The following is a 26,867-nucleotide window of genomic DNA, read 5'->3' on the forward strand; positions in this document are numbered from 1 at the left end:
TCACACCCCGCCTGCAACGGTGTCGAACAGCGGCACCATGGCTTCGCGAGCCCAGCGTGCGCTGATGCGTTGCCCGGTCTGGTGCTGGGCGCTGACATCCAGCCACTGGTTGTTGGCCTGGCTGATGTTCAGGGTCTGGCCGTTTTCCAGCTTCAGTTCATAGCGGGTGGCACTGCCCTGGTACTGGATGTCGTGCAGCAAGCCGCTGACTTCAATTTCGTGTGCGGCCAGCGGGCCTTCGGCGAAACGCACGTGTTCCGGGCGAATCGAAAACGGCTGTGGATTGCCGCTCAGCTGTTTCGCCAGGTCGCCGCGAATCACGTTGGAGGTGCCGACGAATTCGGCGACAAAGGTGGTCGCCGGTTTCATGTAGAGATTGCGCGGGCTGTCGACTTGTTCGATGCGTCCCTTGTTGAACACGGCCACGCGATCGGACATGGACAGCGCTTCGGTCTGGTCGTGGGTGACGAAGATGAAGGTAATGCCGAGCTGGCGTTGCAGCTTCTTCAGCTCGCCCTGCATTTGTTCGCGCAGTTTCAGGTCCAGCGCGCCGAGGGGTTCGTCGAGCAGCAGCACGCGCGGACGATTGACCAGCGCGCGGGCCAGGGCCACGCGTTGGCGCTGGCCGCCGGAGAGTTGCACCGGCTTGCGCTCGCCGTAACCGCCGAGGGCGACCATGTCGAGGGCTTCTTCGGCGCGTTTGAGGCGTTCGGTCTTGCCGACGCCTTTGACTTTCAAACCATAGGCGACGTTGTCGAGAACGTTCATGTGCGGAAACAGCGCGTAATCCTGGAACACGGTGTTCACGTCACGCTGGTACGGCGGGAGCCCGGCGGCTTCCTCGCCATGAATCCGGATAGAGCCCGCGCTCGGTTGTTCGAAACCGGCGATCAGGCGCAAACAGGTGGTTTTGCCCGAGCCGGAAGGCCCCAGCATGGAGAAAAACTCGCCGTCCTGGATGTCGATGGAAACCCGGTCAACGGCTTTCACTTCGCCGAACTGACGGGAAACGTTGGTGAACTGGACTGCAAGCGTCATGGTGCGGTGCTCCAAAAAGGCGAGGGCCGTCGCAGCGGCCCTGCCTGGACTTCTGAAAAATCTGAATCTTTTATCTGCAAGCCGAATGCGGTAGTGGCAACGGCGATGATCAAGTGTGGGAGCGAGCCTGCTCGCGATGGCGGTGTTTCAGGCAACCGCGATGTTGACTGTGCCGGCCTCATCGCGAGCAGGCTCGCTCCCACAGGGTGGGGTGTGTTAGCGGCCGCCCATGATCGCGATGTAGTCCTGGGTCCAGCGGCTGTACGGCACGAATTTGCCGCCTTCAGCTTGCGGGGTTTTCCAGAAGGCGATCTTGTCGAACTGGTCGAAACCGTTGGTTTTGCAGCCTTCGGCGCCGAGCAACTCGCTCTCCTTGCACGCCGCCGGCACCGCTGGCAGCGAGCCGAACCATGCCGCCACGTCACCCTGGACTTTCGGTTGCAGCGACCAGTCCATCCACTTGTAGGCGCAGTTCGGGTGCTGGGCATCGACGTGCATCATGGTGGTGTCGGCCCAGCCCGTGGAACCTTCTTTCGGAATGACCGAGGCCACTGGCTGCTTGTCCGCCACCAGGCCGTTGACCATGTAGCCCCAGCTACTGGAGGCCACCACGCCTTCGTTTTTGACGTCGCTCATCTGCACGGTCGCATCATGCCAATAGCGGTGGATCAACGGCTGTTGCTTGCGCAGCAGGGCCAGCGCCGCTTTGTATTGCTCTTCGTTCAGCTCGTAGGGGTTCTTGATACCCAGTTCCGGCTTGGTCGCCTTGAGGTACAGCGCCGCATCGGCGATGTAGATCGGGCCGTCGTAAGCCTGCACGCGACCTTTATTGGACTTGCCATCCGGCAGGGTCTGTTCCTCGAACACCACGCCCCAGCTGTCAGGTGCGGTCTTGAACACGTTGGTGTTGTACATCAATACGTTCGGACCCCACTGGTACGGGGTGCCGTAGGTCTGTTTATTGACGACGTACCACGGTCCGTCCTTGAGGCGCGGGTCGATGTTTTTCCAGTTCGGGATCAGCGAAGTGTTGATCGGCTGCACACGCTTGCCGACGATCAGGCGCAGCGAGGCGTCGCCGGAGGCTGTCACCAGGTCGTAACCACCCTTGGCCATCAGGCTGACCATCTCGTCGGAGGTCGCGGCGGTTTTTACATTGACCTTGCAGCCGGTTTCCTTCTCGAAACCCGTGACCCAATCGTAGGCCTTGTCGCTTTCGCCCCGTTCGATGTAGCCAGGCCAAGCCACAATATCCAGTTGGCCTTCGCCCGCCCTGACAGCTTTCAGCGGCTCGGCGGCCTGGACACTGGCACTGGCCAGCAGCGCGGTGGTGATTGCACTGAGCAGTGCGGTCTTGTGCACGAACATGGGAATTCCCTCTTCTTCAAATTATGGTCGGGGCAGTTTTTGAACGGGGTGAAGCATGCCGTTAGCGGCTTGTTATTAGCGTAGTCAGAGATGCTGTCCGTGGCGGGCCATGATGTGCCGTACCACGCTGTAGTCCTGGAGCGAATCGCTGGACAGGTCCTTGCCGTAGCCCGAACGCTTCAGGCCACCATGGGGCATCTCGCTGACCAGCATGAAATGGCTGTTGATCCAGGTGCAGCCGTACTGCAATCGCGCGGCGACCTGCATCGCCTTGTCGAGGTTCTGGGTCCAGACCGAGGACGCCAGGCCGTATTCCGAATCGTTGGCCCAGTCCACTGCTTGCTCCAGCTCATCGAAGCGGGTCACGGTGACCACCGGTCCGAACACTTCGCGCTGAACGATTTCGTCGGACTGTTTGCAGCCGGCCAGCAAGGTTGGCTGGTAGTAGAAACCGGCGCCGGAATGCACGGCAGCGCCCGTCACCCGTTCGATGTGCGGCTGGCCAAGGGCGCGTTCGACGAAACTGGCCACACGGTCACGTTGGCGAGTGCTGATCAGCGGACCGAGTTCGTTGTCGGCATCGCGTTTGCCGGCGAAGCGCAAGCTGCTGACCGCCGCACCGAGTTCGGCCACCAGGCGATCGTGAATCCCGTTCTGCGCATAAATCCGGCAGGCGGCGGTGCAGTCCTGGCCCGCGTTGTAATAGCCATAGGCGCGCACGCCCTCGACCACCGCCTGAATGTCGGCATCGTTGCAGACGATCACCGGGGCCTTGCCGCCGAGTTCGAGGTGGGTGCGCTTGAGGGTTTTGGCCGCGGCCTGGAGGATTTTTTGCCCGGTGACGATATCGCCGGTCAACGACACCATGCGCACTTTCGGGTGGCTGACCAGGTGACTGCCGACGCCTTCACCGCCGCCGCAGACGATGTTGATCACGCCGCGCGGCAGAATCTCGGCCAATGCCGGCGCCAGGGCCAGGATCGACAGTGGCGTGTGCTCGGACGGTTTGAACACCAGCGTGTTGCCGGCGGCCAGGGCCGGGGCGATTTTCCACGCGGCCATCATGATCGGGTAGTTCCAAGGCGCAATGGACGCCACGACCCCGATAGGGTCGCGCCGCACCATGCTGGTGTAGCCCGGCAGGTATTCGCCGCTGAGCTGCCCGGTCTGGCAGCGCACGGCACCGGCGAAGAAACGGAACACGTCGACTGTCGCGCTCAAGTCGTCCTGGCGAGCCAGGTGCAGCGGCTTGCCGCAGTTCAGGGATTCGAGGCGGGCGAGCAGGTCGGCGTTTTTTTCGATGGCATTGGCGATGTCCAGCAACAGGTTCGAACGCTGCTGCGGAGTGGTCCGCGACCAGCTGGCGAAGGCGCGGTGGGCGGCGAGGATGGCGGCTTCGACTTGCTCGGTGCTGGCTTCGGCGATCTGCGTCAGGACTTCGCCGGTCGCCGGGTTGAGAATCGGCTCGACAAATCCCTGGCCCGCGACCAGTTCGCCATCGATCAACAAGGCGGTGAACAACGGGGTCTGCGCGCCAGCCATTTTTCGGATTCTCTTTTCTTGTGTGGCCATGCTGCTCCCTGTGACTGGGGCCGGCCGTCTTATAGATGGAGCAAGACTAGTGCGCGGACCCGAGGTCGACAAATACTAAATACTGAAGGTGGCGTTCGATTAAATAGATGGCTTGCGTCCGCCGTGGGGTTGTTCGCGGGCGACGGTCAGGAACGGGTCCACCAGGGCCGGGCGCGCCGTGCCGCGCCGCCATGCCAGGCCGACGTCGAGGGTCTGGCTGAGGTCGGCAATCGGCCGCGCCTCGATGATGTCGCCTTCCAGTGACCATGGGCGGTAGGTCATGTCCGGTTGAATGGACACGCCAAGGCCTGCGGCCACCAGGCTTCGCACGGCTTCGGTCGAGGCGGTGCGCAAGGTAATGCGCGGTTGAAGTGAGGCTGCTGTCCACATGCGTTGGGCATTGCGGTCCATTTCATCGACGTTCAATTGAATCAACGGTTCGCGGGCGACATCGGCCAGGTTGATGCTGTCGTGCTCCAGCAGCGGGTGCTGGGCGGGCAGCCAGAGCCGGTGGGGTGAGTGGGTCAGTACCTCGGTCTGCAGGGCGTGGCGGTCTTCGAGGTTGGAGAGGATCAGCACGCCGACATCAATCTCGCCGCTGACCAGCAAATGTTCGATGTAGGGGCGTTCGTCTTCCATCACGCGGATTTCGACATTGGGGTAGGCGCGCTGGAAGCGGGTGAGCAAGTCCGCCAGGTAATAACCGGCCACCAGGCTGGTCACTCCGATGATCAACTGCCCGGCGACCTGATCGGTGCTCTGTTGCAGGCTGCGTTTGGCGTTGTCCACGGTGGCCAGGATCAAGTGTGCCTGGCGCAGGAATTGATGGCCCTGGTGGGTCAGGGTCATGCCTTTGGCGTGACGGCTGAACAGGCTGACGCCTATTTCCTCCTCCAGTTGCTGGATGGCCAGGGTCAGGGTGGATTGGGAAATAAAGGCGGTTTGCGCGGCGGCGGAGATCGAGCCGGTCTCGGCCACGGCAATGAAATGACGGATTTGACGCAAGGTCATCATGGGAAGCGTACCCGGTGGGCGGTTTTTATCGATTTGTTCGAGTGTATATCTAAAAAACCGAAACAGGCTTCAAGCGGTAAGCGAAAGCGCCAGAGCAACATCTGGAAGCACTCTCCCTGGCGGCCGTCGGGCACTTTCGAACTAGGCTGGGGCCTCAAATCCGGTTACACCTTTTATGGAGGCGGAATATGAATACCCGCGGATTGCTCGATCAGCTACTCAAATCTGGCCAGGACTTGTTGCAGAACAAGGCGGGCGGCACGCAGAACAAGACGTCCGCTGGCTTGGGCGGAATGCTTGGGGGCCGCAGTGGTGGCTCGAGCGGGCTTGGCGGTCTGCTTTCGGGCGCTGGCGGCGGTTCACTGGCGGCGGGCGCCATGGGTTTGCTGCTGGGCAGCAAGAAGGCACGCAAAGTCGGAGGCAAGGTGGCTGTGTACGGTGGCCTCGCGGCGCTGGGTGTATTGGCCTACAAGGCATACGGCAACTGGCAGGCCCAGCAGGGCACGACACCCAGGCATGAGCCGCAAACCCTTGACCGTTTACCGATGGCGCAAGTCGAAGCGCACAGCCAGGCGATTCTCAAGGCCCTGGTGGCGGCGGCCAAGGCCGACGGTCATATCGACGAGCGCGAACGCGAATTGATTGAGGGTGAGTTCACCCGGCTGGACAACGATCAGGCGCTTGCACACTGGTTGCACGCCGAACTCAACAAGCCATTGGACCCGGCCGACGTCGCCCGCGCGGCCAGCACCCCGGAGATGGCCGCCGAGATGTACATCGCCAGTGTGATGCTGGTGGATGAGGAAAGCTTTATGGAAAAGTCCTACCTGGATGAACTGGCACGTCAGCTCAAGCTGGAACCGGGTTTGAAAGCGGAGCTGGAGAAGCAGGTCCGGCAGGCTTCGGTGTAGCCCTTCCGGTTGCCTTCGCCGGCAAGCCAGCTCCTACAGAATCCATCTGAGCTGGCTTGCCAGAGAAGCCTTTTGAGCCACGACAACGTCATTCATGGCCCATTCACGCCCCCTTCTTGCACAACGCCACTGGCCAGTATCCTGAACCATGGCGCAAAGTCCCGATCCAGAGCCGGTCCCGCCTATTTCGGCGGGATGAGAAGTGGTGCACAAGCGTCTTATAAATGAAACACCGCCCTCGGCTATACTCCCCAACATTTGAAATGGCCCCCGAGGACTGACTGTGAAGAACTGGACGTTGCGCCAACGCATTTTGGCGAGCTTTGCGGTAATTATCGCCATCATGCTGTTGATGGTCGTCGCCTCTTATTCACGGTTATTGAAAATCGAGGAAAGCGAAGCCAGCGTGCGTGATGACGCGTTGCCGGGGGTGTATTACAGCTCGATGATTCGCGGCGCCTGGTCCGAAAGTTTCATTCAGACCCAGGAGTTGCTGGGTTTGAAGCAAAGTTCGGGCATCAGTAAAGAAGATGTCGAGGATTACAAAAAATACGAAGCGCATCTGCAGGAGGAAATCAGTAACTATCGCGGCACGATCACCACCGATGAAGACAAAGTCGAGTTTGCGGCCTTCGAAAAGCTCCATGCGGATTACAACAATGCGTTAGCGGCTGTACTCGACTTGCATAAGCGCAATCAGGCAGCAGACGCGATCAAGACGTTTAATGAGCAGCTGATCCCGGCCTGGATGGCAGGCCGCATGAAGCTTGATGACATCATCCACGAAAACAAAGTGGTGGCAGACAAGGACATAGTGGCCATCGATAACGCGGTGGTCACGGCAAAAATCAGCATGGGCATCTCTCTGCTGGTTGCCGTACTGGCTGCCGGCCTCTGCGGCCTGCTGTTGATGCGCGCGATCATGGCGCCGATGAACCGCATCGTCAGCATCCTCGAAGTGATGCGCACCGGCGACCTCAGCAATCGTCTGAACCTGGAGCGCAAGGACGAATTCGGTGCCGTCGAAACCGGCTTCAACGACATGATGACCGAACTGACCTCGCTGGTGTCCCAGGCCCAACGCTCGTCGGTGCAGGTCACCACGTCGGTCACCGAGATCGCCGCCACGTCCAGGCAGCAACAGGCCACCGCCACCGAAACCGCCGCCACCACGACCGAAATCGGCGCGACTTCCCGTGAAATCGCGGCCACTTCCCGTGATCTGGTCCGCACCATGACCGAGGTCTCCACCGCTGCCGATCAGGCCTCGGTGGCCGCCGGTTCCGGGCAGCAGGGGTTGGCGCGCATGGAAGAAACCATGCACTCGGTAATGGGGGCGGCCGATCTGGTCAACGCCAAACTGGCGATCCTCAACGAGAAGGCCGGCAACATCAATCAGGTGGTGGTGACCATCGTCAAAGTCGCCGACCAGACCAACCTGCTGTCGCTCAATGCGGCGATCGAAGCCGAGAAGGCCGGGGAGTACGGCCGCGGGTTTGCCGTGGTGGCGACCGAAGTGCGGCGTCTGGCGGACCAGACCGCCGTCGCCACCTATGACATCGAGCAGATGGTGCGCGAGATTCAGTCGGCGGTGTCGGCCGGTGTGATGGGCATGGACAAGTTCTCCGAGGAAGTGCGCCGCGGCATGTCCGAAGTGCAGCAGGTTGGCGAACAGCTGTCGCAAATCATCCATCAGGTTCAGGCGCTGGCGCCGCGCGTATTGATGGTCAATGAGGGCATGCAGGCCCAGGCCACCGGCGCTGAACAGATCAACCACGCCCTGGTGCAACTGGGCGATGCCAGCAGCCAGACCGTCGAATCCCTGCGTCAGGCCAGTTTCGCCATCGACGAGCTGAGTCAGGTGGCCGTGGGGCTGCGTAGCGGCGTCTCGCGATTCAAAGTCTGATGAGCGAACTCACGGCCAAACGCCCTGCCGTGAAGCAGGCGTTGCATGCGTTGTTTCTGGTGTTCCGCATCGGCAGCGAGCGCTATGCCTTGCAAGCCACCGAGGTCGCGGAAGTGCTGCCGCGCCTGCCGCTGAAGCCGATTGCCCACGCGCCGCACTGGGTCGCCGGGGTATTCGCCTGTCGTGGTGCGGTGGTGCCGGTGATCGACTTGTGCGCCTTGACGTTTGGTATCCCGGCCCAGGCTCGAACCAGCACGCGTCTGGTACTGGTCCATTACCGCGCGGATGAACGCGCCGCGCCGAAATTGCTCGGGCTGATTCTGGAACAGGCCACTGACACCTTGCGTTGCAACCCGGCGGATTTTCAGCCCTACGGCCTCGATAATCGCCAGGCGCCGTACCTCGGGCCTGTGCGCGAAGATGCGCAGGGTTTACTGCAATGGGTACGGGTCGCCGATTTGCTGGACGATCAGGTCCGCGCGCTGCTGTTCCCATCGCCGCCGCTGGATCTGGCGCTGCTTGAGGAGCGGTCATGAGCGGTGATCAGCGGTTTTTCGATTTCCTCAAGGAACGCATCGGCCTCGACGTCACCTCCGTGGGGCCCGCCATCATCGAGCGTGCAGTGCGCCAGCGCAGCACCGCGTCCAATGCGTTGACCACCGATGAATACTGGCAAACCTTGCAGGGTTCCCGAGACGAACAGCAGGCGCTGATCGAAGCGGTGATCGTCCCCGAAACCTGGTTTTTCCGTTACCCGGAGTCCTTCGCCACCCTGGCGAAACTGGCGATCAAACGCCTGTCCGAGATCAACAACCTGCGTGCTTTGCGGATTCTCAGCCTGCCTTGCTCAACCGGCGAAGAACCCTATTCGATTGCCATGACGTTGCTGGATGCCGGGCTGATGCCGCACCAGTTCAAGGTCGACGGCATGGACGTCAGCCCGCTGTCGGTGGAAAAAGCCCGGCGCGCGCTCTACGGCAAGAATTCGTTCCGTGGGCAGGATATTGCCTTTCGCGACCGGTATTTCGTGGCAGAAAACGACGGGTTTCGCCTCGATGGACGGGTGCTGGATCAAGTGCGTTTTCAGGTCGGCAACGTGCTCGATCCGGCGTTGCTCGCCAACGAGCCGCCCTACGACTTCGTGTTTTGTCGGAACCTGCTGATCTATTTCGATCAGGACACGCAAAAGCAGGTTTTCGAAGTGCTCAAGCGCCTGACCCACGTCGACGGTGTGTTGTTTATCGGCCCGGCCGAAGGCAGCCTGCTGGGACGGTTCGGCATGCGCTCCATTGGCATTGCACAGTCCTTTGCCTTCAGCCGTCACCACGCTGCGGAGCCCGAACCTTTACCGGCCATGGTTCCTGCGCCATTGCCTGTGCCGCGACCGGTACGCAACGTGGTGCCGGCGCCAGTACACAGACGCCCGTTCGCGTCCGTGGCGCCGACAGCGCATACGGCAAAAACTGACGGCGCCGACGCTGCCACGCTGCTGGCCAACATCGCTTCGCTGGCCAACGAAGGCAGGAGTGCCCAAGCCCGTGCCGCGTGCGAAAGTTACTTGCGTAGCCACGAACCTGTGGCCCAGGTGTTTTACTGGCTCGGGTTGCTCAGCGATGTGGCCGGCAGTGTCCTGGAAGCCCAGGGTTTTTATCGCAAGGCGTTGTACCTCGAGCCGCAACATCCCGACGCGTTGATGCACCTGGCCGCCTTGCTGCAATCCCAGGGCGACACCGTGGGAGCCAGACGATTACAGGACCGCGCCGCCCGCAGCGAGCGCGCCGCTGACAGTGAGCGCAAACGATGATCGCCTCCGCCACCTTTAGCGTCACCCGTGAAGATGCCCAGGCCATCGATGATTGCTGGAACCGTATCGGTATCCATGGCGACAAGTCCTGCCCGCTGCTGAGCGAACACATTCATTGCCGCAATTGCGCCGTGTATTCGGCGGCCGCCACGCGCCTGCTGGATCGTTATGCCTTGCAGCAGGACGACCGCTTGCAGGTGTCCAGCGCCGTGGAGAGCGAGGTGAAAACCCGCTCGCTGTTGATGTTCCGCCTTGGCGAAGAATGGTTGGGGCTGGCCACTCGCAGTCTGGTTGAAGTTGCGCCACTGCAAGCGATTCACTCGCTGCCGCATCAGCGCTCCGGCGCCTTGCTCGGCGTGGCGAACGTGCGCGGTGCGCTGGTGGCGTGCCTCTCGTTGGTCGAATTGTTGGGGCTCGACAGCATCAGCAATGTCGCCCCCGGCACACGGGTCATGCCGCGCATGCTGATCATCGCCGCCCATGGCGGGCCCGTGGTGGTGCCGGTGGACGAAGTGGACGGCATTTATGCCATCGACGAGCAGATCCTTGATGCGGCCTCGCGCTCCGGCACCCAGGCCAGTGCCCGGTACACCCGTGGCGTCTTGCAATTCAGGGGGCGCAGCCTGCGTTGGCTGGATGAAGAGCAGCTGTTGTCCGCCGTGACCCGGAGCCTCACATGACCCCCGAGCAGATGCGCGACGCCTCTTTGCTGGAACTGTTCAGCCTCGAAGCCGAGGCCCAGACCCAAGTGCTCAGTACCGGTCTGCTGGCCCTGGAGCGCAATCCGACCCAGGCCGACCAACTCGAATCGTGCATGCGCGCGGCACACTCGCTCAAAGGCGCGGCGCGGATCGTCGGTGTCGATGCCGGGGTCAGCGTTGCCCACGTGATGGAGGACTGCCTGGTCAGCGCCCAGGAAGGCCGCCTGCTGCTGCGTCCCGAACACATCGATGCATTGCTGCAAGGCACCGATTTGTTGATGCGTATCGCGACGCCGAGCAACGCTCCGGTACCGGCGGAAATCGAGGCCTATGTCGCCCTGATGGGACGCCTGCTTGATCCGGCGGCGGCTGCCGTACCGGTCACGGCAACGGCTGCATCCCTGATGGCAGAGCTTCAACTTGAAGCGCCTGCACCCTTTGCCGAAGAACCTGCTCCTGCCGTCGAGCCGATTGCGCAAGTGCCGAAAAAGTCCAGGCGCACCACCGAGAATGGCGAGCGCGTGTTGCGAGTCACCGCCGAGCGCCTGAACAGCTTGCTCGACCTGTCGAGCAAATCCCTGGTGGAAACCCTGCGCCTCAAACCGCACCTGGCCACCATGCAGCGTCTCAAGCGCATCCAGAACAACAGCCTGCGAGCACTGGAAAACCTCAACGTCCATCTCAAGGAGCACGCCCTGAGCCTCGAAGCCCGGGAAGCCCTCGAAGATGCGCGTCGACTGTTGGCCGAGTCCCAGCAATTGCTGGTGGAAAAAAACGCCGAGCTGGATGAGTTCGTCTGGCAGGCCAGCCAGCGCGCGCAGGTGTTGTACGACACCGCGCTGGCCTGTCGCATGCGGCCCTTCGCTGATGTCTTGAACGGTCAGGTGCGAATGGTCCGCGACCTCGGGCGCAGTCTCGGTAAACAAGTGCGTCTGGAAATCGAGGGCGAGAAGACCCAGGTTGACCGCGACGTGCTGGAAAAACTCGAAGCGCCGCTGACGCACCTGCTGCGCAATGCGGTCGATCACGGTATCGAAACCCCTGAACAACGGCTGTTGGCGGGCAAACCGGCCGAGGGCGTGATTCGCTTGCGTGCCTCCCATCAGGCGGGCTTGCTGGTGCTGGAACTGAGCGATGACGGCAACGGCGTCGACCTTGAGAACGTCCGCCGCAGCATCATCGAACGCCAATTGTCCCCAGCTCAAACCGCTGCCCAGCTCAGCGAAGAGGAGCTGCTGACTTTCCTGTTCCTGCCGGGTTTCAGCCTGCGCGACACCGTCACTGAAGTCTCCGGACGCGGTGTCGGTCTGGATGCGGTGCAGCACATGGTCCGCCAGTTGCGGGGCGCGGTGGTACTGGAGCAGACGGCGGGCGAGGGCAGTCGCTTTCATCTGGAAGTGCCGCTGACCCTGTCGGTGGTGCGCAGTCTGGTGGTGGACGTCGGCGGAGAGGCCTATGCCTTTCCGCTGGCCCACATCGAGCGCATGTGCGATCTGGATTCGGCCGACATCGTGCAGCTCGAGGGTCGTCAGCATTTCTGGCATGAAGGCCGGCACGTTGGCCTGGTGGCGGCCAGTCAGCTGTTGCAGCGCCCGGTGAATCAAGGCCACCAGCAGACTCTGAAAGTCGTGGTGATCCGCGAGCGCGATACGATCTACGGGGTGGCGGTCGAGCGCTTTATCGGTGAGCGGACCCTGGTCGTGTTGCCGCTGGATGAGCGTCTGGGCAAGATCCAGGACATTTCTGCCGGGGCCTTGCTCGACGACGGTTCGGTGGTGCTGATCGTCGACGTCGAGGACATGCTGCGTTCGGTGGACAAACTGCTCAATACCGGGCGCCTGGAGCGCATTGCCCGACACGGCAACCAGGCCGCCGAGGCGGCCCGCAAGCGGATTCTGGTGGTCGATGACTCCCTGACCGTGCGTGAGTTGCAACGCAAGCTGTTGCTCAATCGGGGCTATGACGTGGCCGTGGCGGTCGACGGCATGGATGGCTGGAATGCGCTGCGCTCGGAGGATTTCGATCTGTTGATTACCGACATTGATATGCCGCGCATGGACGGCATTGAACTGGTGTCGCTGTTGCGTCGGGACAATCGCCTGCAATCGCTGCCGGTGATGGTGGTGTCTTACAAGGATCGTGAAGAGGATCGTCGTCGTGGACTGGACGCTGGAGCCGACTATTATCTAGCCAAAGCCAGTTTTCATGACGACGCCCTGCTCGATGCAGTGGTTGAGCTCATAGGAGGAGCGCGGGCATGAAAATCGCCATCGTCAACGACATGCCCATGGCCGTGGAGGCGCTGCGCCGGGCGCTGGCCTTCGAGCCGGCGCACCAGGTGATCTGGGTCGCCACCAACGGCAGGGAGGCCGTGCAAAAGGCTGCCGAACAGACGCCGGATCTGATTCTGATGGACCTGATCATGCCGGTGATGGACGGGGTAGAGGCCACGCGGCGGATCATGGCCGAAACCCCGTGCGCCATTGTCATCGTCACCGTGGATCGCCAGCAAAACGTGCACCGGGTGTTCGAAGCCATGGGCCATGGTGCCCTGGATGTGGTCGACACCCCGTCCCTCGGTGCGGGTAACGCCCAGGAAGCGGCTGCGCCCCTGCTGCGCAAGATCATGAACATCGGCTGGCTGATCGGCGACAAGGGGCATCGGGAGCGGCCGGCACCGAGTCCGTTGCGCGGTTCGGCCTCGGCCAAGCGCCTGATCGCCATCGGTTCCTCGGCAGGTGGGCCGGCGGCGCTGGAGGTCTTGCTCAAGGGCCTGCCGAAGGATTTCTCCGCCGCCATCGTGCTGGTGCAACACGTTGACCAGGTGTTCGCCGCCGGCATGGCCGAATGGCTCGGCAGCGCCAGCGGTCTCAACGTGCGCCTGGCTCAGGAAGGCGAAACGCCGCAAAGCGGCACGGTTTTGCTGGCCGGCACCAATCACCATATTCGTTTGTTGAAAAACGGCACGCTGGCTTACACCGCCGAGCCGGTCAACGAAATCTATCGGCCTTCCATCGATGTGTTTTTCGAGAGCGTGGCCAATCACTGGAACGGCGATGCAGTGGGCGTTTTGCTCACCGGCATGGGGCGTGATGGTGCACAAGGGCTTAAACTCATGCGCCAGCAAGGCTACCTGACCATCGCGCAGGACCAACAAAGCAGTGCGGTGTATGGCATGCCGAAGGCGGCCGCGGCCATCGACGCCGCCATGGAAATTCGCCCGCTGGAAAAAATAGCGCCACGATTGCTCGAGATTTTCCCCAAATGACGACTTTTCCCGGCAATCCTGGCCCAGGCAGTATTCAGGTGAACGCACATGACTGATTTACAGCTCGACGACTTCAAGACTGACGAAAACGCCGCCATGGTGCTGTTGGTGGACGATCAGGCAATGATCGGCGAGGCGGTGCGCCGCGGGTTGTCGAACGAAGAAAACATCGACTTCCATTTCTGCGCCGACCCGCACCAGGCTGTTGCCCATGCGGTTCGCATCAAGCCGACGGTGATCCTTCAAGACCTGGTCATGCCCGGTCTGGACGGCCTGAGCCTGGTGCGCGAGTACCGCAATCACCCGGCGACCAAGGACATCCCGATCATTGTCCTGTCGACCAAGGAAGACCCGCTGATCAAGAGCGCGGCGTTCGCGGCCGGGGCCAACGATTACCTGGTCAAGCTGCCGGACAACATCGAACTGGTTGCGCGCATCCGCTATCACTCGCGCTCCTACATGACCCTGTTGCAGCGGGACGCGGCGTATCGTGCCTTGCGCGTGAGCCAGCAGCAGTTGCTCGACACCAATCTGGTGCTGCAGCGCCTGATGAACTCCGACGGCCTGACCGGGCTGTCGAACCGTCGGCATTTCGATGAATACATGGAGCTTGAGTGGCGTCGTTCCCTGCGCGAGCAGAGCCAGTTGTCGCTGCTGATGATCGATGTGGATTACTTCAAGACCTACAACGACTCCTTCGGCCATCTCGAAGGCGACGAGGCCCTGCGCAGGGTCGCCGCGGCGATCCGCGATGCCAGCGCCCGGCCTTCGGACTTGCCGGCCCGTTACGGCGGTGAAGAGTTCGCCCTGGTCCTGCCCAACACCTCTCAGGGCGGAGCCCGACTGGTGGCGGAAAAACTGCGCATGACCATCGAAGCCCTGAAGATCCCGCACATTTCCCCGACCGAAGGCTCCAGCCTGACCGTCAGCATCGGCCTGTCGACCATCACCCCGGCAGCAGGCAGCCATTGCCGCGAATTGATCTCGGCGGCGGACAAGGGGCTGTATCTGGCGAAGAAGAATGGGCGTAATCAGGTGGGGATCGGGTGAGTCGCCTGTTCTGCTCATCAACGCATTTCTTGTGGGAGCAAGCTTGCTCGCGAAAACGGCGGGTCAGTCAACATCGATGTTGAAGGTTATACCGCCATCGTCGGAACGCCGCCCAAAGCGAGCTCGCACAGGTTTGGTGTTTTAACCGATCAACATTTCCCCTAAACCCTGCCTTTTCAGCCAAGCGGACTGCCGTTTCCGGCCGTTTGCCGTTATACTCGCCGGCTTTCAAAAGTTCGCCAACGAGTGCTGCCCGCCATGGAAATCAACCCGATCCTTAACACCATCAAGGACCTGTCCGAGCGCTCCGAAACCATTCGGGGGTATCTTTGACTACGATCAAAAGCATGAGCGTCTGACCGAGGTCAATCGCGAGCTTGAAGATCCGAATGTCTGGAACAAACCTGAGTACGCCCAGGAACTGGGCCGCGAGCGCTCTGCGCTGGCCCAGATCGTCGAAACCCTGGACGAGCTGAACGCCGGTCTGGCCGATTGCCGCGACCTGCTGGACATGGCTGTCGAAGAAAACGACGAAGGCGCGGTGGGCGATGTGGTCGCCGAGCTGGCCCGTCTCGAGGAAAACCTCGCCAAGCTTGAATTCCGCCGCATGTTCAGCCACGAAATGGACCCGAACAATGCCTACCTGGACATCCAGGCCGGCTCCGGCGGCACCGAAGCCCAGGACTGGGCCAACATCCTGTTGCGCATGTACCTGCGCTGGGCCGACAAACGCGGTTTCGACGCCACCATCATGGAGTTGTCCGCCGGCGAAGTCGCCGGGATCAAGGGCGCTACCGTGCACATCAAGGGCGAATACGCCTTTGGCTGGCTGCGTACCGAGATCGGCGTACACCGTCTGGTGCGCAAGAGCCCGTTCGACTCCGGCAACCGTCGCCACACCTCGTTCTCTGCGGTGTTCGTTTCCCCCGAGATCGATGACAAGGTGGAAATCGAGATCAACCCGGCAGACCTGCGGATCGATACCTATCGTTCCTCCGGTGCCGGTGGTCAGCACGTAAACACCACCGACTCGGCCGTACGTATCACCCACGTACCGACCAACACCGTGGTCAGCTGCCAGAACGAACGTTCCCAGCACGCCAACAAGGACACCGCGATGAAAATGCTGCGGGCCAAGTTGTACGAGCAGGAAATGCAGAAACGCAACGCGGCCTCCCAGGCCCTGGAAGACACCAAGTCCGATATCGGCTGGGGTCACCAGATTCGTTCGTACGTGCTGGATGCCTCGCGGATCAAGGATCTGCGCACCAACATCGAACGCAGCGACTGCGACAAGGTGCTCGATGGCGACATCGACGAATACCTGGAAGCCAGCCTGAAATCCGGCCTGTAACCCTTTTTTAGGAGCCGGCGTGCCGGCGCTCCCCGACCGCAGGTCGGGGACAACGAACCTGATGGAAAATTTAAAGACATGAGCGACCTAGAACTCGACCCGCAAGCCCTGCAACAGGAAGAAAACTCCCTGATCGCCCTGCGCAAGGAAAAGCTTGCTGCCGAGCGCGCCAAGGGCAATGCCTTCCCGAACGACTTCCGCCGCGAAAACTACTGCGATGCCTTGCAGAAGCAGTACGCGGACAAGACCAAGGAAGAGCTGGCAGAGGCTGCGATTCCGGTCAAGGTTGCCGGTCGTATCATGCTCAACCGTGGCTCGTTCATGGTGATCCAGGACATGACCGGGCGTATCCAGGTCTACGTCAACCGCAAGACCCTGTCCGAAGAAACCCTGGCCTCGGTGAAAACCTGGGACATGGGCGACATCATTGCCGCCGAAGGTACCCTGGCCCGCTCCGGCAAAGGCGACCTGTACGTCGAAATGACCAGCGTGCGCCTGCTGACCAAATCCCTGCGCCCGCTGCCGGACAAACACCACGGCCTGACCGACACCGAGCAACGCTACCGTCAGCGTTATGTTGACCTGATCGTCAACGAGGACGTGCGTCAGACTTTCCGCGTGCGTTCGCAAGTCATCGCCCACATCCGCAGCTTCCTGATGAAGCGTGACTTCCTGGAAGTGGAAACGCCGATGCTGCAAACCATTCCGGGCGGCGCGGCAGCCAAACCGTTCGAAACCCACCACAACGCGCTGGACATGGAAATGTTCCTGCGTATCGCGCCTGAGCTGTACCTCAAGCGTCTGGTGGTCGGTGGTTTTGAAAAAGTGTTCGAGATCAACCGCAACTTCCGTAACGAAGGCGTTTCGACTCGTCACAACCCTGAATTCACCATGTTGGAGTTCTACCAGGCTTACGCCGACTACGAAGACAACATGGACCTGACCGAAGAACTGTTCCGTGAACTGGCGCAGCTGGTTCTGGGCAGCACCGACGTGCCGTACGGCGACAAGGTGTTCCACTTCGGCGAGCCGTTCGTGCGTCTGTCGGTGTTCGACTCGATCCTCAAGTACAACCCTGAGCTGACCGCTGACGATCTGAACGACATCGACAAGGCCCGCGACATCGCCAGGAAGGCCGGCGCCAAGGTGCTGGGCTTCGAAGGCCTGGGCAAGCTGCAGGTGATGATTTTCGAAGAGCTGGTCGAGCACAAGCTGGAACAGCCGCACTTCATCACCCAGTACCCGTTCGAAGTGTCGCCGCTGGCTCGTCGTAACGACGAGAACCCGAACGTCACCGACCGTTTCGAGCTGTTCATTGGCGGCCGTGAAATCGCTAACGCCTACTCCGAGTTGAACGACGCGGAAGACCAGGCCGAACGCTTCATGGCGCAGGTGGCCGACAAGGACGCCGGCGACGACGAAGCCATGCACTATGACGCCGACTTCGTTCGCGCGCTGGAATACGGCATGCCGCCAACAGCGGGTGAAGGTATCGGCATCGACCGTCTGGTGATGCTGCTGACCAACTCACCGTCGATCCGCGACGTGATCCTGTTCCCGCACATGCGGCCGCAAGCGTAAGTGTTTTAATTAAAAAGCCGCCTTTTCAGGCGGTTTTTTATTGCCTGTCTGGTACAAACGTATCAAATGGTTACTTTTGAAGTGAGAGAGGAATCCTGTCGTGAACGGTGCAATGGCTCAAGAAGGTGCAGCGGGTGTCGCCACTGCGGTCGCTGAAAGTGTTCAGTACCAGGGCCGCAAGGCCAGCCGACAGGGCAGCGAACAGCGTCGACAGGAGATTCTCGATGCTGCAATGCGCATTGTCGTGCGCGATGGCGTGCGGGCCGTGCGCCACCGCGCAGTGGCTGCCGAGGCCAATGTGCCGTTGTCGGCGACCACCTACTACTTCAAGGATATCGATGACCTGCTCACCGATACCTTCGCTCAATACGTTGAACGCAGCGCAGCCTACATGGCCAAGTTGTGGGTGAATAACGAAGGCCTGCTGCGCGAAATGGTCGACAGTGGCGATGGCAGTCCAGAGGCCCGTTCGAAGCTGGCGGACGATATCGCACGGCTGATGGCGGACTATGTGCACCGGCAACTGCTCACCCGTCGCGAACACCTGATGGCCGAACAGGCATTCCGCCAGGAAGCGCTGTTGAACCCGCGCCTGGCCGAGTTGGTGCGCTCGCACCAGCAGATTCTCCTGCAGGGCTCCTGCCAGCTGTTTCAGGTATTGGGTTCGCGCGAGCCGCAACAGGATGCCAAAGTGTTGACGGCTATCATCGGACGGATGGAATATCAGGGCCTGCTCAACGACGCCGAACCGGTGGCCGAAGAGGAAATGCTCGGCATCCTGACGCGCTACATGCATTTGGTATTGGCGTCGGTGTAATAACTGTAGGAGTGAGCTTGCTCGCGATGGTCTGACATTCAGCATCTGTGTTGTCTGACACGCCGCCATCGCGAGCAAGCTCGTTCCTGCTGGGTGCGGAGTCCGTTCATAGGGAGTGTTGAATGAAAGCCTGGCATGTCGCAGTGATCGCCCTGTCGTTCCTGCTGCTCAGTGGCTGCCTGGTGACCTTCAAGGAGCCGCTGCCCACGAGCGAACCCGCGCCCAAAGGGTTGCTCGGCAAATGGACCAGCACCAACGCCTGGGGTGAGCCGCTGAATCTGGAGTTGACGCGCATCGGTGATAACCAGTACCAGGCGATCAGCTACTTTCGCGCCAAACCCAAGGAGCGCGAAGCCTATCCTTTCACGGTGTCGCGACATGGCAGTCGCTGGTATCTGTCGGCGAAAGTGCCAGCGCAGTTCGGCGGGCATTTCACCATCGCCGGCTTCGAACTGACCGACAAACATGAACTGGTGGTCTACAACCTCGACCTCGAGCAAATCAATCAGGCATTGCAGCAGAAGGCCCTGAACGGCGATGGCTTTCAAACGGCTGAAGGCGACGGCGTGTTGATCAACAGCAAGATGGACCAGGTGTCCGCCTACCTCGATGACCCGGCCAATTCCGATGTGTTCGTCGAGGTGGTGCGTTATCAGCGCCAGGCCAAGGCCAAATAAACCCACATAACGCTTTCAACAGGAGTTTCGGGTGGACGAATACCAGCAGTCGATACGCATTTTGTCCGATCGCATTGTGCTGGCGCAGACGCCGATCCGCGTCCTCGATGCGGTCAAGTGGGACGACAACATCCGCAAGGGTTTCCTCAAGGCCAAGGGCAAGGAAATGCCGGCGGTGGACCGCGACTATTACCTGAACCGGCCGCTGTCCTTCGACTCCAGCAAAGTGAAGCTGGAGTTCCAGAACATCGAGCGCGACATCACCCGCCAGCTCGGCCAGTTCAACCCGGTCGGCCAGATCATGCGGCGCATGTGCAAGGAATACCGGATGGTGGTGCGCATGCTTGAAGCGCGCGGCACCGAGGATTTCGGCCTGATTTCCCAGGAGTTGTACGGCGCCGCGTCCGACGCGTTCCACGCCGGTGACCCGACCCTGTCCGACCTGGGGCTGATGCTCTCCGATTACCTGAACAACATCGATGGCCGTGGCGACCTCAAGGATGAACCGAAGACGCTGACGGCCAAGGATGCGGTGGAAATGCTGCAGCATCGCTTGAACAAGGTGTTCGGCGAGGCCGAGGAAACCATTCGGGTGTTCGAGTCCGACGGTATCGTCGCCGATGCGGCGGCCGGTGCCGACTACATCAAGATCCGCGCCGACGCGATGTTCAACCAGCGCGATGTGCGCGCCCTGGAAGTCCACGAAGGACTGGTGCACGTCGGCACCACGCTCAATGGCCTGAACCAGCCGATCTGCACCTTCCTGGCCAAGGGCCCGCCCTCGTCGACGGTGACCCAGGAAGGCCTGGCGATCCTGATGGAAATCATCACCTTCGCCTCCTATCCGAGTCGCCTGCGCAAACTGACCAACCGTACCCGCGCCATTCACATGGTGGAGGAGGGTGCCGACTTCCTGCAGGTGTTCGAGTTTTTCCGCGAGCAGGGTTTCGAAATGGCGGAAAGCTACAGCAACACCAGTCGCGTTTTTCGAGGTTCGGTGCCGACAGGTCTGCCATTTACCAAAGACTTGTCCTACCTCAAGGGCTTCATCATGATTTACAACTACATTCAGCTGGCCGTGCGCAAAGGCAAACTGGAGCAGATACCGCTGCTGTTTTGCGGCAAGACCACGCTGGAAGACATGCGCACCCTGCGGCAGTTGGTGGATGAAGGGCTGGTGGTACCGCCGAAGTACCTGCCGGAGCAGTTCCGCGACATGAATGCGTTGTCGGCGTGGATGTGCTTCTCCAACTTCCTCAATCACCTGAGCCTGGACCGGATCGAGGCGGATTACTCCAACATCCTGTAGCGGTAAGCCATGGACCATTGTGGGAGCGAGCATTCAACCTCAATGTTGACTGATGCACCGCCATCGCGAGCAGGCTCGCTCCCACAGGGTTCGGTGTTCGGCCTTCTTCTTTTTTGCGAGGTTTCAACGGATGAGAATCCTCGGCGTCATCTGCCTGCTCCTGGCCCTGAGCGGTTGCAGCTCGCTGCTGTTCTACCCCGAACCCGGCCAGTTGTTCACCCCGGAAAAAGCCAGGCTCGAATACCGCGACGTCACCCTGACCACTGCCGACGGCCTGCGCCTGCATGCCTGGTGGTTGCCGGCGAAAAAGGGGGTAGAGGTCAAGGGCACGGTGCTGCACCTGCACGGCAATGGCGGAAACCTGCCCATGCATCTGGGCGGCAGCTATTGGTTGCCGGAAAAGGGTTACCAAGTGTTGCTGGTGGACTATCGCGGTTATGGCCTGTCCGAAGGCGAGCCGAGCCTGCCGGAGATCTATCTGGACATCGACGCGGCATTCGCCTGGCTGGACCAGGCGCCGGAGGTCAAGGGCAAGCCGGTGATCCTCCTCGGGCAAAGCCTCGGCGGCTCGATGGCCGTGCATTACCTGGCTCTGCACCCGGAGCGGCAGAAACAACTCAAGGCGTTCGTGCTCGACGGCGTGCCCGCCAGTTACCGCAGTGTCGGCCGATATGCCCTGAGCAACTCATGGCTGACCTGGGCGTTTCAGGTGCCGTTGTCGTGGCTGGTGCCGGACGGCGACAGTGCAATCAACTCGATGGGGAAGATCAATGGCGTGCCGAAACTGATCTTCCACAGCATCGACGACCCGCTCGTGCCTCTTTCCAACGGCATCCGTCTGTATCAAGCTGCGCCGCCGCCGCGCGTGCTGCAACTGACCCGCGGGGGTCACGTGCAGACGTTCGCCGATCCGGTCTGGCGCAAGGTCATGCTGCGTTTTCTTGATGACCCGCAGCATTTCAACGGTCTGCGCCGCCTGGGTGAGATCCCCAATTACCCGGCGCCCTAACATTCTGAAGATGAACCACCAGAGAGTCCGCAATGAGTGAAGAACGTAACGCCATCCCGCTGATCATCACCGGTATTTGCAGCATCCTCGGCACTGTGGGTGCCCTGTGGTGGTACGGCTACCTGCACTTCGCCAAGCCTGAGGATGCGTTGCTGCTCAACGAGTTCACCATGCTCAAGACCGTGCCGGGCGAGGACTATAAAGTCTCCCTGGAACCGGCCGCCCAAGTGGCGCAGTGCATCGATGGTGTGCTGGTGCTGTTCGACACCGAACAGAAAGGCCTGACCGGGGTGCTGATCGACAGCAAGAAAAAAGCCGTGCGTTGCATGGGCCAGGAAACGCCGCAGCAACTGCAACCCTGAACAGAAACCTGACGTGGGAGCGAGCCTGCTCGCGATGGCGGCGTGACAGTCAACACAGATGTTGAATGTCCAGGCCTCATCGCGAGCAGGCTCGCTCCCACTGTGGTTTTTATTGGGTGTTGGCACTCACCGCCGACCGTGGAATCACCGGTTGGTTATCATTGGAAATCGTCACTTCCACCCGACGATTCTGTGCCCGTCCCGACACGCTGGTATTGTCCGCCACCGGGTATTCCTTGCCATAACCCTGGGCGACGATGCGGGTCGGGTCGACGCCCATTTTCACCAGTGCCATGCGCACGGAGTTGGCGCGACGTTCTGACAGCGACTGGTTGTGCGACGCCGTACCGGTGCTGTCGGTGTAGCCTTCGACGATGACCTTGCGGTCGGGGTTTTCCTGGAGGTACTGCGCCAGTTTGTTGATGTTCATCAGACCGTTGGATTTCAGCTCGGCCTTGTCGGTGGCAAACAGCACGTCACCGAAGGTCACCAGCGTGCCGCGATCGGTTTGCCTGGCGTTGAGGCTGTCCTGCAATTGCTTGATCTGCTGGTCACGGGCATCCAGGCGGGCCTGGGCACGTTGCGCAGAAGCGTTTTTAAGGTTGGCTTCCGCCGTACGCAGGGCGATGGTCTGTTTCGCCACTTCGACACGCTGGTTGGTCAGATAGGCCAGTTGATCGACTTTGGCCGGGTCTTCCTTGTCCAGATAGGCCTTGTCGGCCTTGTCCAGATAATCACTGGCATCCTTGGTTTCCAGCGCTGCGACTTTGCTCGCCTGCGGGTTGGCCTGCAGGCCGGAATAGTTGGTGCGGGCCTGTTCAAGATTGGCGTTGGGCGGTGTCGAGCACGCTGCCAGGGCAATACTGGCGGCCAGCAGGGCAGGGATCATCAATTGTTTGGAATTCATGCATTTGGAAATCATGGTTTCGTCCTTTTAGTCGAGTAAGAAATACGTCGTGCCGCGCCGTTACTGAACGGTGCGCTGGCTTTCCTGACGCAGTTCCTGAACCCCTTGGCGAGCATCCTTCAGCGCTTGTTCGGCTTTCATCGCCTGGGCTTTGCGTTCGGCCACGCGAGCATCCCATTCGGCTTGCTCGGCCAGGGTTTTCGCTTGCTCGTACTTCTTGTCGTGCATGGCGATTTCGGCTTGTTTGAGCTTGTCTTGCGCAGACTTCATTTCCACCGCCGCGAATTCAGTCCCGCCGGCGCTGACAGCGTTATTGACCGCTGACTCGGTGACGGCGAATTGTTCGGTGGGCGGGTTACCGGCGCAACCGGCCAGTACGAGACTGCCGCCGAGGGCGAGGGCTGCCATTTTCAGGCCATGCAGAGGGGTGGATGAGGATTTGCCAGTACCTGTTTTCATGATCTTCAACTCCATTGGACTAACTCCTGAACAACAAAAAAATCCATCCTGGGCAAAGGAGCCGCGAGCTACGGTTTCGAGGGGATTTGATACGGCCGTCCCAGGCATGGTTACTGGGTTGACCCGAGGGGTTTTTCGAAAGTTCAGAGAAATTAATCAGGCGTGAGGTCTGGCGCTTGCAGGAGCGAGCCAGCTCCGGGCGGCGTTCCGACGATGGATTTCGACGCGCCGCGTTACTCGGGTATCACGCGTTTTCGTTGACGACCATCGTCGGAACGCCGCCCGGAGCTGGCTCGCTCCTACAGGGGGATCATCCGTAGGGGAAATCAGTGTTTTTGCTTGTCGTTGCCTGCTGACAAGTCATGCAAGTGCCGGCGGGACAAGGCGAGAAAGCGAGGGGTCGGGCCGATGTCCTCATACAGTGGATCACCTTCTTCGTCAGTGGCCACCACGGTCGAGCCTTTCACATAGGGAAAGCTTTTTTCCAGTTCTTCCAGCGCGGCGCCGATCAGTTCACCGAGCAGCTCCTCGGGTTGTCGTTTGGGGTACATCTCGGTAATGGCCGCCAGGCGTGCGGCGGCTTCCACGTCCAGATGAATCGTGTAGCCCGTCTTGGTCAGGCGACCCTTGGCATTTTCTTCCCAATGCTGGGCCAGTTCGCGGATTTTCATAATGACCTCATTGCGCTCCTGCTCGTGGCAGGCCGGGTGAGTGTCCGGCATTGGCCGGTGACAGTCGTTGTACGGCTCATAGTTCAGACTAGCCTTAACGCCCAAGGTTTAAAGTCCCTTCGTCGTCTTGCTTGTAAGAAGCGCTCTGGAGCGGCACTCTTTAAGTTCATGGCCGCCCGGACTTTTCGCTGGAGAACTGCTGATGACCGATATCGATGCACGCTTGCGCGAGGATGTTCACCTGTTGGGTGAGCTGTTGGGCAACACCATTCGTGACCAGTACGGGGATGGTTTCCTCGACAAGATCGAGCAGATCCGCAAAGGGGCCAAGGCCGATCGCCGCGGTTCCATGGACGCCGAATTGAGCGCCAGCCTCAATCAGTTGACCGAGGACGAGTTGCTGCCGGTAGCGCGGGCGTTCAATCAGTTCCTCAATCTGGCCAACATCGCCGAGCAATATCAGCTGATTCACCGCCGCGAAGAATCCAGGCCGGCGCCTTTCGAAGCGCGTGTGCTGCCGGAACTGCTTGCCCGGCTGCGCGCCGAAGGCCATGGCGCCGAGTCCCTGGCCCGGCAATTGGGGCGGCTGGAAATCGAGCTGGTTCTCACCGCGCACCCGACCGAAGTCGCGCGTCGCACCTTGATCCAGAAGTACGATGCCATCGCCGCGCAACTGGCGGCCCTGGACCATCGCGACCTGACCGGCGCCGAACGCGAGCAGATCAAGTCGACACTGCAGCGCCTGATCGCCGAAGCGTGGCACACCGAAGAGATCCGTCGTACACGTCCGACACCGGTTGATGAAGCCAAATGGGGCTTCGCGGTGATCGAGCATTCGCTGTGGCAAGCCATTCCCAATTATCTGCGCAAGGCCGATCAGGCCCTGCATGCCGCCACGGGCCTGCGCTTGCCCCTGGAAGCCGCGCCGATTCGCTTTGCTTCGTGGATGGGCGGCGACCGCGACGGCAACCCGAACGTGACCGCCGCCGTTACCCGTGAAGTGTTGTTGCTGGCACGCTGGATGGCGGCGGATTTGTACCTGCGTGACGTCGATCAGCTCGCCGCCGAGCTATCGATGCAGCAGGCCAGCGACGAATTGAAAGCCAGGGCCGGCGACAGTGCCGAGCCCTATCGCGCGGTCCTCAAACAACTGCGCGAGCGCCTGCGTGCGACGCGCAACTGGGCTCACGCTGCGTTGACCACACCTGCGCCGGCACCGGCCGATGTCTTGCAGAACAATCGGGAACTGCTCGATCCGCTGGAGCTGTGCTATCACTCGCTGCATCAATGCGGCATGGGCGTGATCGCCGACGGCCCGTTGCTCGACTGCTTGCGCCGGGCGGTCACCTTCGGCCTGTTCCTGGTGCGTCTCGATGTGCGCCAGGACTCGTCGCGGCACAGTGCAGCCATGACCGAAATCACCGATTACCTTGGCCTGGGTCGCTACGAAGACTGGAGCGAAGAAGAGCGCATTGCCTTCCTGATGCGTGAACTGAACAACCGTCGGCCCTTGCTGCCGCCGCACTACAAGCCGTCTGCCGACACCGCCGAAGTGCTGGCGACCTGTCGGGAAATCGCCGCGGCGCCGGGGGCATCCCTCGGTTCGTATGTGATCTCCATGGCCGGTGCCGCTTCCGATGTGCTCGCCGTGCAACTGCTGCTCAAAGAGTCTGGCGTGTTGCGGCCGATGCGCGTGGTGCCGTTGTTCGAAACCCTCGCGGACCTGGATAACGCCGGGCCGGTGATCGAGAAACTTCTGCTGCTGCCGGGATATCGCTCGCGCCTGCAAGGGCCGCAGGAGGTCATGATCGGCTACTCCGACTCCGCCAAGGACGCCGGCACCACGGCGGCGGCCTGGGCGCAATATCGGGCGCAGGAACGGTTGGTGGATATCTGCCGCGAGCAGCAGGTGGAGCTGCTGTTGTTCCACGGTCGCGGCGGCACCGTGGGCCGTGGCGGCGGCCCGGCTCATGCGGCCATTCTGTCGCAGCCGCCGGGTTCGGTCGCAGGGCGTTTCCGTACCACCGAGCAGGGGGAAATGATCCGGTTCAAATTCGGCCTGCCGGACATCGCCGAGCAAAACCTCAATCTGTATCTGGCGGCGGTGCTGGAAGCGACCCTGTTGCCACCGCCCCCTCCGACCCCGCAGTGGCGCCATCTGATGGACGAACTGGCGGCCGACGGCGTGAGCGCTTATCGCGCCGTAGTGCGGGAAAATCCGCAATTCGTTGAATACTTCCGCCAGTCCACCCCTGAGCAGGAGCTTGGACGTCTGCCGTTGGGCAGCCGCCCCGCCAAGCGCAGGGCGGGCGGGATCGAAAGCCTGCGGGCGATCCCGTGGATCTTCGGCTGGACCCAGACGCGCCTGATGCTGCCGGCCTGGCTCGGTTGGGAAGCGGCCTTGAGCAAGGCCCTGGAGCGCGGTGAAGGTGAGCTGCTGGGGCAAATGCGCGAGCAGTGGCCGTTCTTCCGTACGCGCATCGATATGCTGGAAATGGTCCTGGCCAAGGCCGACGCGGACATCGCCCGGTCCTACGATGAGCGTCTGGTGGAACCGCAATTGCTGCCGTTGGGCGCGCACTTACGCGACCTATTGTCGCAGGCATGCGCGATCGTCCTGGGTCTGACCGGACAGTCGCAGCTACTGGCACATAGCCCTGACACCCTTGAATTCATCCGCTTGCGCAATACCTACCTCGACCCGCTTCATCTATTGCAGGCGGAGTTGTTGGCGCGCTCGCGACAACAGGACGTGGCACAGGGCAGCCCGGTAGAACAGGCATTGCTGGTGTCTGTGGCGGGGATTGCTGCCGGTTTGCGCAATACCGGCTAAGGTTTTTGCCCTGGGGCAGGCATTCGCTGCAGGGGGCGGATGCCGGTCAAAGGCAAGCAAGAAAGTGCGGCAAGGCGACAGTTAATGATGGGGTTGCGACCAGGGGAACCGCGCCAAAAGGTCGCAGGAGGCGGCGGTTTCTCCGACTTTTGGCGGCTTGTGTGGGCGCAGCCTGCTGTGTATCTTGATCAGCCTTTGGCCGTTTGGGCGGTCACGACCCTATTTTTGAGATTGGCCCCATGAGGCGAATCTGACG

General features: G+C 61.1%; 23 protein-coding genes. 16 read left to right on the plus strand and 7 right to left on the minus strand.

The window, feature by feature from the left end; translation table 11 throughout:
* From ACGJAX_RS11575 to ACGJAX_RS11590, 4 genes are all read right to left on the minus strand, one after another.
* Positions 1-1,038, minus strand: a complete 1,038-nt coding sequence (locus tag ACGJAX_RS11575; RefSeq protein ID WP_247257946.1) for an ABC transporter ATP-binding protein — start codon at positions 1,036-1,038, stop codon at positions 1-3.
* A gap of 216 nt (positions 1,039-1,254) precedes the next feature.
* Complete coding sequence (gene ydcS, locus ACGJAX_RS11580; RefSeq protein ID WP_390958984.1) at positions 1,255-2,406, minus strand: putative ABC transporter substrate-binding protein YdcS; 1,152 nt, start codon at positions 2,404-2,406, stop codon at positions 1,255-1,257.
* Positions 2,407-2,490: 84 nt separating this feature from the next.
* Complete coding sequence (locus ACGJAX_RS11585; protein WP_247257945.1) at positions 2,491-3,978, minus strand: gamma-aminobutyraldehyde dehydrogenase; 1,488 nt, start codon at positions 3,976-3,978, stop codon at positions 2,491-2,493.
* Positions 3,979-4,077: 99 nt separating this feature from the next.
* Positions 4,078-4,992, minus strand: coding sequence for a LysR family transcriptional regulator (locus tag ACGJAX_RS11590; protein ID WP_090316798.1), 915 nt, complete (start codon positions 4,990-4,992; stop codon positions 4,078-4,080).
* A gap of 188 nt (positions 4,993-5,180) precedes the next feature.
* Here ACGJAX_RS11590 and ACGJAX_RS11595 point away from each other — a divergent pair, with 188 nt between their 5' ends.
* The 15 genes from ACGJAX_RS11595 (at position 5,181) to ACGJAX_RS11665 (ending at position 21,741) form a co-directional block, all read left to right on the plus strand.
* The gene (locus tag ACGJAX_RS11595) at positions 5,181-5,903 is read left to right on the plus strand and encodes a DUF533 domain-containing protein (RefSeq protein WP_390958987.1); all 723 of its coding nucleotides are present in this window, start codon (positions 5,181-5,183) and stop codon (positions 5,901-5,903) included.
* Positions 5,904-6,186: 283 nt separating this feature from the next.
* Entirely contained in the window at positions 6,187-7,809 is a 1,623-nt protein-coding gene (locus ACGJAX_RS11600) for a methyl-accepting chemotaxis protein (RefSeq protein ID WP_390958989.1), read from the plus strand.
* The gene (locus ACGJAX_RS11605; protein WP_090316808.1) at positions 7,809-8,345 is read left to right on the plus strand and encodes a chemotaxis protein CheW; all 537 of its coding nucleotides are present in this window, start codon (positions 7,809-7,811) and stop codon (positions 8,343-8,345) included. The genes ACGJAX_RS11600 and ACGJAX_RS11605 overlap by 1 nt, the downstream gene beginning before the upstream one ends.
* A complete protein-coding gene (locus tag ACGJAX_RS11610; protein ID WP_390958991.1) occupies positions 8,342-9,613 on the plus strand; it encodes a CheR family methyltransferase in 1,272 nt (423 codons plus the stop codon). The genes ACGJAX_RS11605 and ACGJAX_RS11610 overlap by 4 nt, the downstream gene beginning before the upstream one ends.
* Positions 9,610-10,293 (plus strand): chemotaxis protein CheW, encoded by a 684-nt coding sequence (locus tag ACGJAX_RS11615; RefSeq protein ID WP_390958993.1) that lies wholly within the window; start codon positions 9,610-9,612, stop codon positions 10,291-10,293. The genes ACGJAX_RS11610 and ACGJAX_RS11615 overlap by 4 nt, the downstream gene beginning before the upstream one ends.
* Positions 10,290-12,575, plus strand: a complete 2,286-nt coding sequence (locus ACGJAX_RS11620) for a response regulator (RefSeq protein WP_390958995.1) — start codon at positions 10,290-10,292, stop codon at positions 12,573-12,575. The genes ACGJAX_RS11615 and ACGJAX_RS11620 overlap by 4 nt, the downstream gene beginning before the upstream one ends.
* Positions 12,572-13,582, plus strand: a complete 1,011-nt coding sequence (locus ACGJAX_RS11625) for a chemotaxis response regulator protein-glutamate methylesterase (protein WP_090316827.1) — start codon at positions 12,572-12,574, stop codon at positions 13,580-13,582. Before ACGJAX_RS11620 ends, ACGJAX_RS11625 begins: the two co-directional genes overlap by 4 nt.
* Before the next feature lie 48 nt (positions 13,583-13,630).
* Positions 13,631-14,632 (plus strand): diguanylate cyclase, encoded by a 1,002-nt coding sequence (locus ACGJAX_RS11630; protein ID WP_390958997.1) that lies wholly within the window; start codon positions 13,631-13,633, stop codon positions 14,630-14,632.
* Positions 14,633-14,890: 258 nt separating this feature from the next.
* A protein-coding gene (gene prfB / locus ACGJAX_RS11635) for a peptide chain release factor 2 (RefSeq protein WP_103403637.1) occupies positions 14,891-15,986 on the plus strand; the annotation gives its coding sequence in 2 pieces (ribosomal slippage) (positions 14,891-14,962 and positions 14,964-15,986; 1,095 coding nt in all).
* A 78-nt stretch (positions 15,987-16,064) separates the two neighbouring features.
* Entirely contained in the window at positions 16,065-17,567 is a 1,503-nt protein-coding gene (gene lysS, locus ACGJAX_RS11640; protein WP_247258299.1) for a lysine--tRNA ligase, read from the plus strand.
* A gap of 112 nt (positions 17,568-17,679) precedes the next feature.
* Positions 17,680-18,384, plus strand: coding sequence for a TetR/AcrR family transcriptional regulator (locus ACGJAX_RS11645; protein WP_090318336.1), 705 nt, complete (start codon positions 17,680-17,682; stop codon positions 18,382-18,384).
* Positions 18,385-18,506: 122 nt separating this feature from the next.
* Positions 18,507-19,061 (plus strand): hypothetical protein, encoded by a 555-nt coding sequence (locus ACGJAX_RS11650; protein WP_390959000.1) that lies wholly within the window; start codon positions 18,507-18,509, stop codon positions 19,059-19,061.
* A 31-nt stretch (positions 19,062-19,092) separates the two neighbouring features.
* The gene (locus ACGJAX_RS11655; protein WP_090316839.1) at positions 19,093-20,370 is read left to right on the plus strand and encodes a flavohemoglobin expression-modulating QEGLA motif protein; all 1,278 of its coding nucleotides are present in this window, start codon (positions 19,093-19,095) and stop codon (positions 20,368-20,370) included.
* Between the two features lie 130 nt (positions 20,371-20,500).
* Entirely contained in the window at positions 20,501-21,379 is an 879-nt protein-coding gene (locus tag ACGJAX_RS11660) for an alpha/beta fold hydrolase (protein WP_390959002.1), read from the plus strand.
* A gap of 32 nt (positions 21,380-21,411) precedes the next feature.
* Positions 21,412-21,741: a hypothetical protein gene (locus ACGJAX_RS11665; RefSeq protein ID WP_090316845.1), complete on the plus strand. Its 330-nt coding sequence runs from the start codon at positions 21,412-21,414 to the stop codon at positions 21,739-21,741.
* A 109-nt stretch (positions 21,742-21,850) separates the two neighbouring features.
* Here ACGJAX_RS11665 and ACGJAX_RS11670 read toward each other — a convergent pair whose 3' ends face one another.
* The 3 genes from ACGJAX_RS11670 to ACGJAX_RS11680 all read right to left on the minus strand — a co-directional run bounded on the left by ACGJAX_RS11670 (position 21,851) and on the right by ACGJAX_RS11680 (position 23,778).
* The gene (locus tag ACGJAX_RS11670; protein WP_090318342.1) at positions 21,851-22,648 is read right to left on the minus strand and encodes an OmpA family protein; all 798 of its coding nucleotides are present in this window, start codon (positions 22,646-22,648) and stop codon (positions 21,851-21,853) included.
* 60 nt (positions 22,649-22,708) lie between these two features.
* Positions 22,709-23,122 (minus strand): DUF4398 domain-containing protein, encoded by a 414-nt coding sequence (locus ACGJAX_RS11675; protein WP_390959004.1) that lies wholly within the window; start codon positions 23,120-23,122, stop codon positions 22,709-22,711.
* Positions 23,123-23,433: 311 nt separating this feature from the next.
* On the minus strand, positions 23,434-23,778 hold the full coding sequence (locus tag ACGJAX_RS11680; protein WP_090316851.1) for a pilin assembly protein: 345 nt from the start codon (positions 23,776-23,778) through the stop codon (positions 23,434-23,436).
* Positions 23,779-23,980: 202 nt separating this feature from the next.
* Between ACGJAX_RS11680 and ppc the strand changes: the two genes are divergently transcribed.
* Positions 23,981-26,611: a phosphoenolpyruvate carboxylase gene (gene ppc / locus ACGJAX_RS11685; RefSeq protein WP_390959006.1), complete on the plus strand. Its 2,631-nt coding sequence runs from the start codon at positions 23,981-23,983 to the stop codon at positions 26,609-26,611.
* Positions 26,612-26,867: the final 256 nt, after the last annotated feature.

The sequence above is a fragment of the Pseudomonas moorei genome (assembly GCF_042846945.1).
GTDB lineage: Bacteria > Pseudomonadota > Gammaproteobacteria > Pseudomonadales > Pseudomonadaceae > Aquipseudomonas > Aquipseudomonas moorei.

What these genes read in the sequence shown, in the direction of transcription:
- ACGJAX_RS11575 (WP_247257946.1), bottom strand. Translation starts at nt 1,038, where the DNA reads ATGACGCTTGCAGTCCAGTTCACCAACGTTTCCCGTCAGTTCGGCGAA.
- ydcS (WP_390958984.1), bottom strand. Translation starts at nt 2,406, where the DNA reads ATGTTCGTGCACAAGACCGCACTGCTCAGTGCAATCACCACCGCGCTG.
- ACGJAX_RS11585 (WP_247257945.1), bottom strand. Translation starts at nt 3,978, where the DNA reads ATGGCCACACAAGAAAAGAGAATCCGAAAAATGGCTGGCGCGCAGACC.
- ACGJAX_RS11590 (WP_090316798.1), bottom strand. Translation starts at nt 4,992, where the DNA reads ATGATGACCTTGCGTCAAATCCGTCATTTCATTGCCGTGGCCGAGACC.
- ACGJAX_RS11595 (WP_390958987.1), top strand. Translation starts at nt 5,181, where the DNA reads ATGAATACCCGCGGATTGCTCGATCAGCTACTCAAATCTGGCCAGGAC.
- ACGJAX_RS11605 (WP_090316808.1), top strand. Translation starts at nt 7,809, where the DNA reads ATGAGCGAACTCACGGCCAAACGCCCTGCCGTGAAGCAGGCGTTGCAT.
- ACGJAX_RS11610 (WP_390958991.1), top strand. Translation starts at nt 8,342, where the DNA reads ATGAGCGGTGATCAGCGGTTTTTCGATTTCCTCAAGGAACGCATCGGC.
- ACGJAX_RS11615 (WP_390958993.1), top strand. Translation starts at nt 9,610, where the DNA reads ATGATCGCCTCCGCCACCTTTAGCGTCACCCGTGAAGATGCCCAGGCC.
- ACGJAX_RS11620 (WP_390958995.1), top strand. Translation starts at nt 10,290, where the DNA reads ATGACCCCCGAGCAGATGCGCGACGCCTCTTTGCTGGAACTGTTCAGC.
- ACGJAX_RS11625 (WP_090316827.1), top strand. Translation starts at nt 12,572, where the DNA reads ATGAAAATCGCCATCGTCAACGACATGCCCATGGCCGTGGAGGCGCTG.
- ACGJAX_RS11630 (WP_390958997.1), top strand. Translation starts at nt 13,631, where the DNA reads ATGACTGATTTACAGCTCGACGACTTCAAGACTGACGAAAACGCCGCC.
- lysS (WP_247258299.1), top strand. Translation starts at nt 16,065, where the DNA reads ATGAGCGACCTAGAACTCGACCCGCAAGCCCTGCAACAGGAAGAAAAC.
- ACGJAX_RS11645 (WP_090318336.1), top strand. Translation starts at nt 17,680, where the DNA reads ATGGCTCAAGAAGGTGCAGCGGGTGTCGCCACTGCGGTCGCTGAAAGT.
- ACGJAX_RS11650 (WP_390959000.1), top strand. Translation starts at nt 18,507, where the DNA reads ATGAAAGCCTGGCATGTCGCAGTGATCGCCCTGTCGTTCCTGCTGCTC.
- ACGJAX_RS11660 (WP_390959002.1), top strand. Translation starts at nt 20,501, where the DNA reads ATGAGAATCCTCGGCGTCATCTGCCTGCTCCTGGCCCTGAGCGGTTGC.
- ACGJAX_RS11665 (WP_090316845.1), top strand. Translation starts at nt 21,412, where the DNA reads ATGAGTGAAGAACGTAACGCCATCCCGCTGATCATCACCGGTATTTGC.
- ACGJAX_RS11670 (WP_090318342.1), bottom strand. Translation starts at nt 22,648, where the DNA reads ATGAATTCCAAACAATTGATGATCCCTGCCCTGCTGGCCGCCAGTATT.
- ACGJAX_RS11675 (WP_390959004.1), bottom strand. Translation starts at nt 23,122, where the DNA reads ATGGAGTTGAAGATCATGAAAACAGGTACTGGCAAATCCTCATCCACC.
- ACGJAX_RS11680 (WP_090316851.1), bottom strand. Translation starts at nt 23,778, where the DNA reads ATGAAAATCCGCGAACTGGCCCAGCATTGGGAAGAAAATGCCAAGGGT.
- ppc (WP_390959006.1), top strand. Translation starts at nt 23,981, where the DNA reads ATGACCGATATCGATGCACGCTTGCGCGAGGATGTTCACCTGTTGGGT.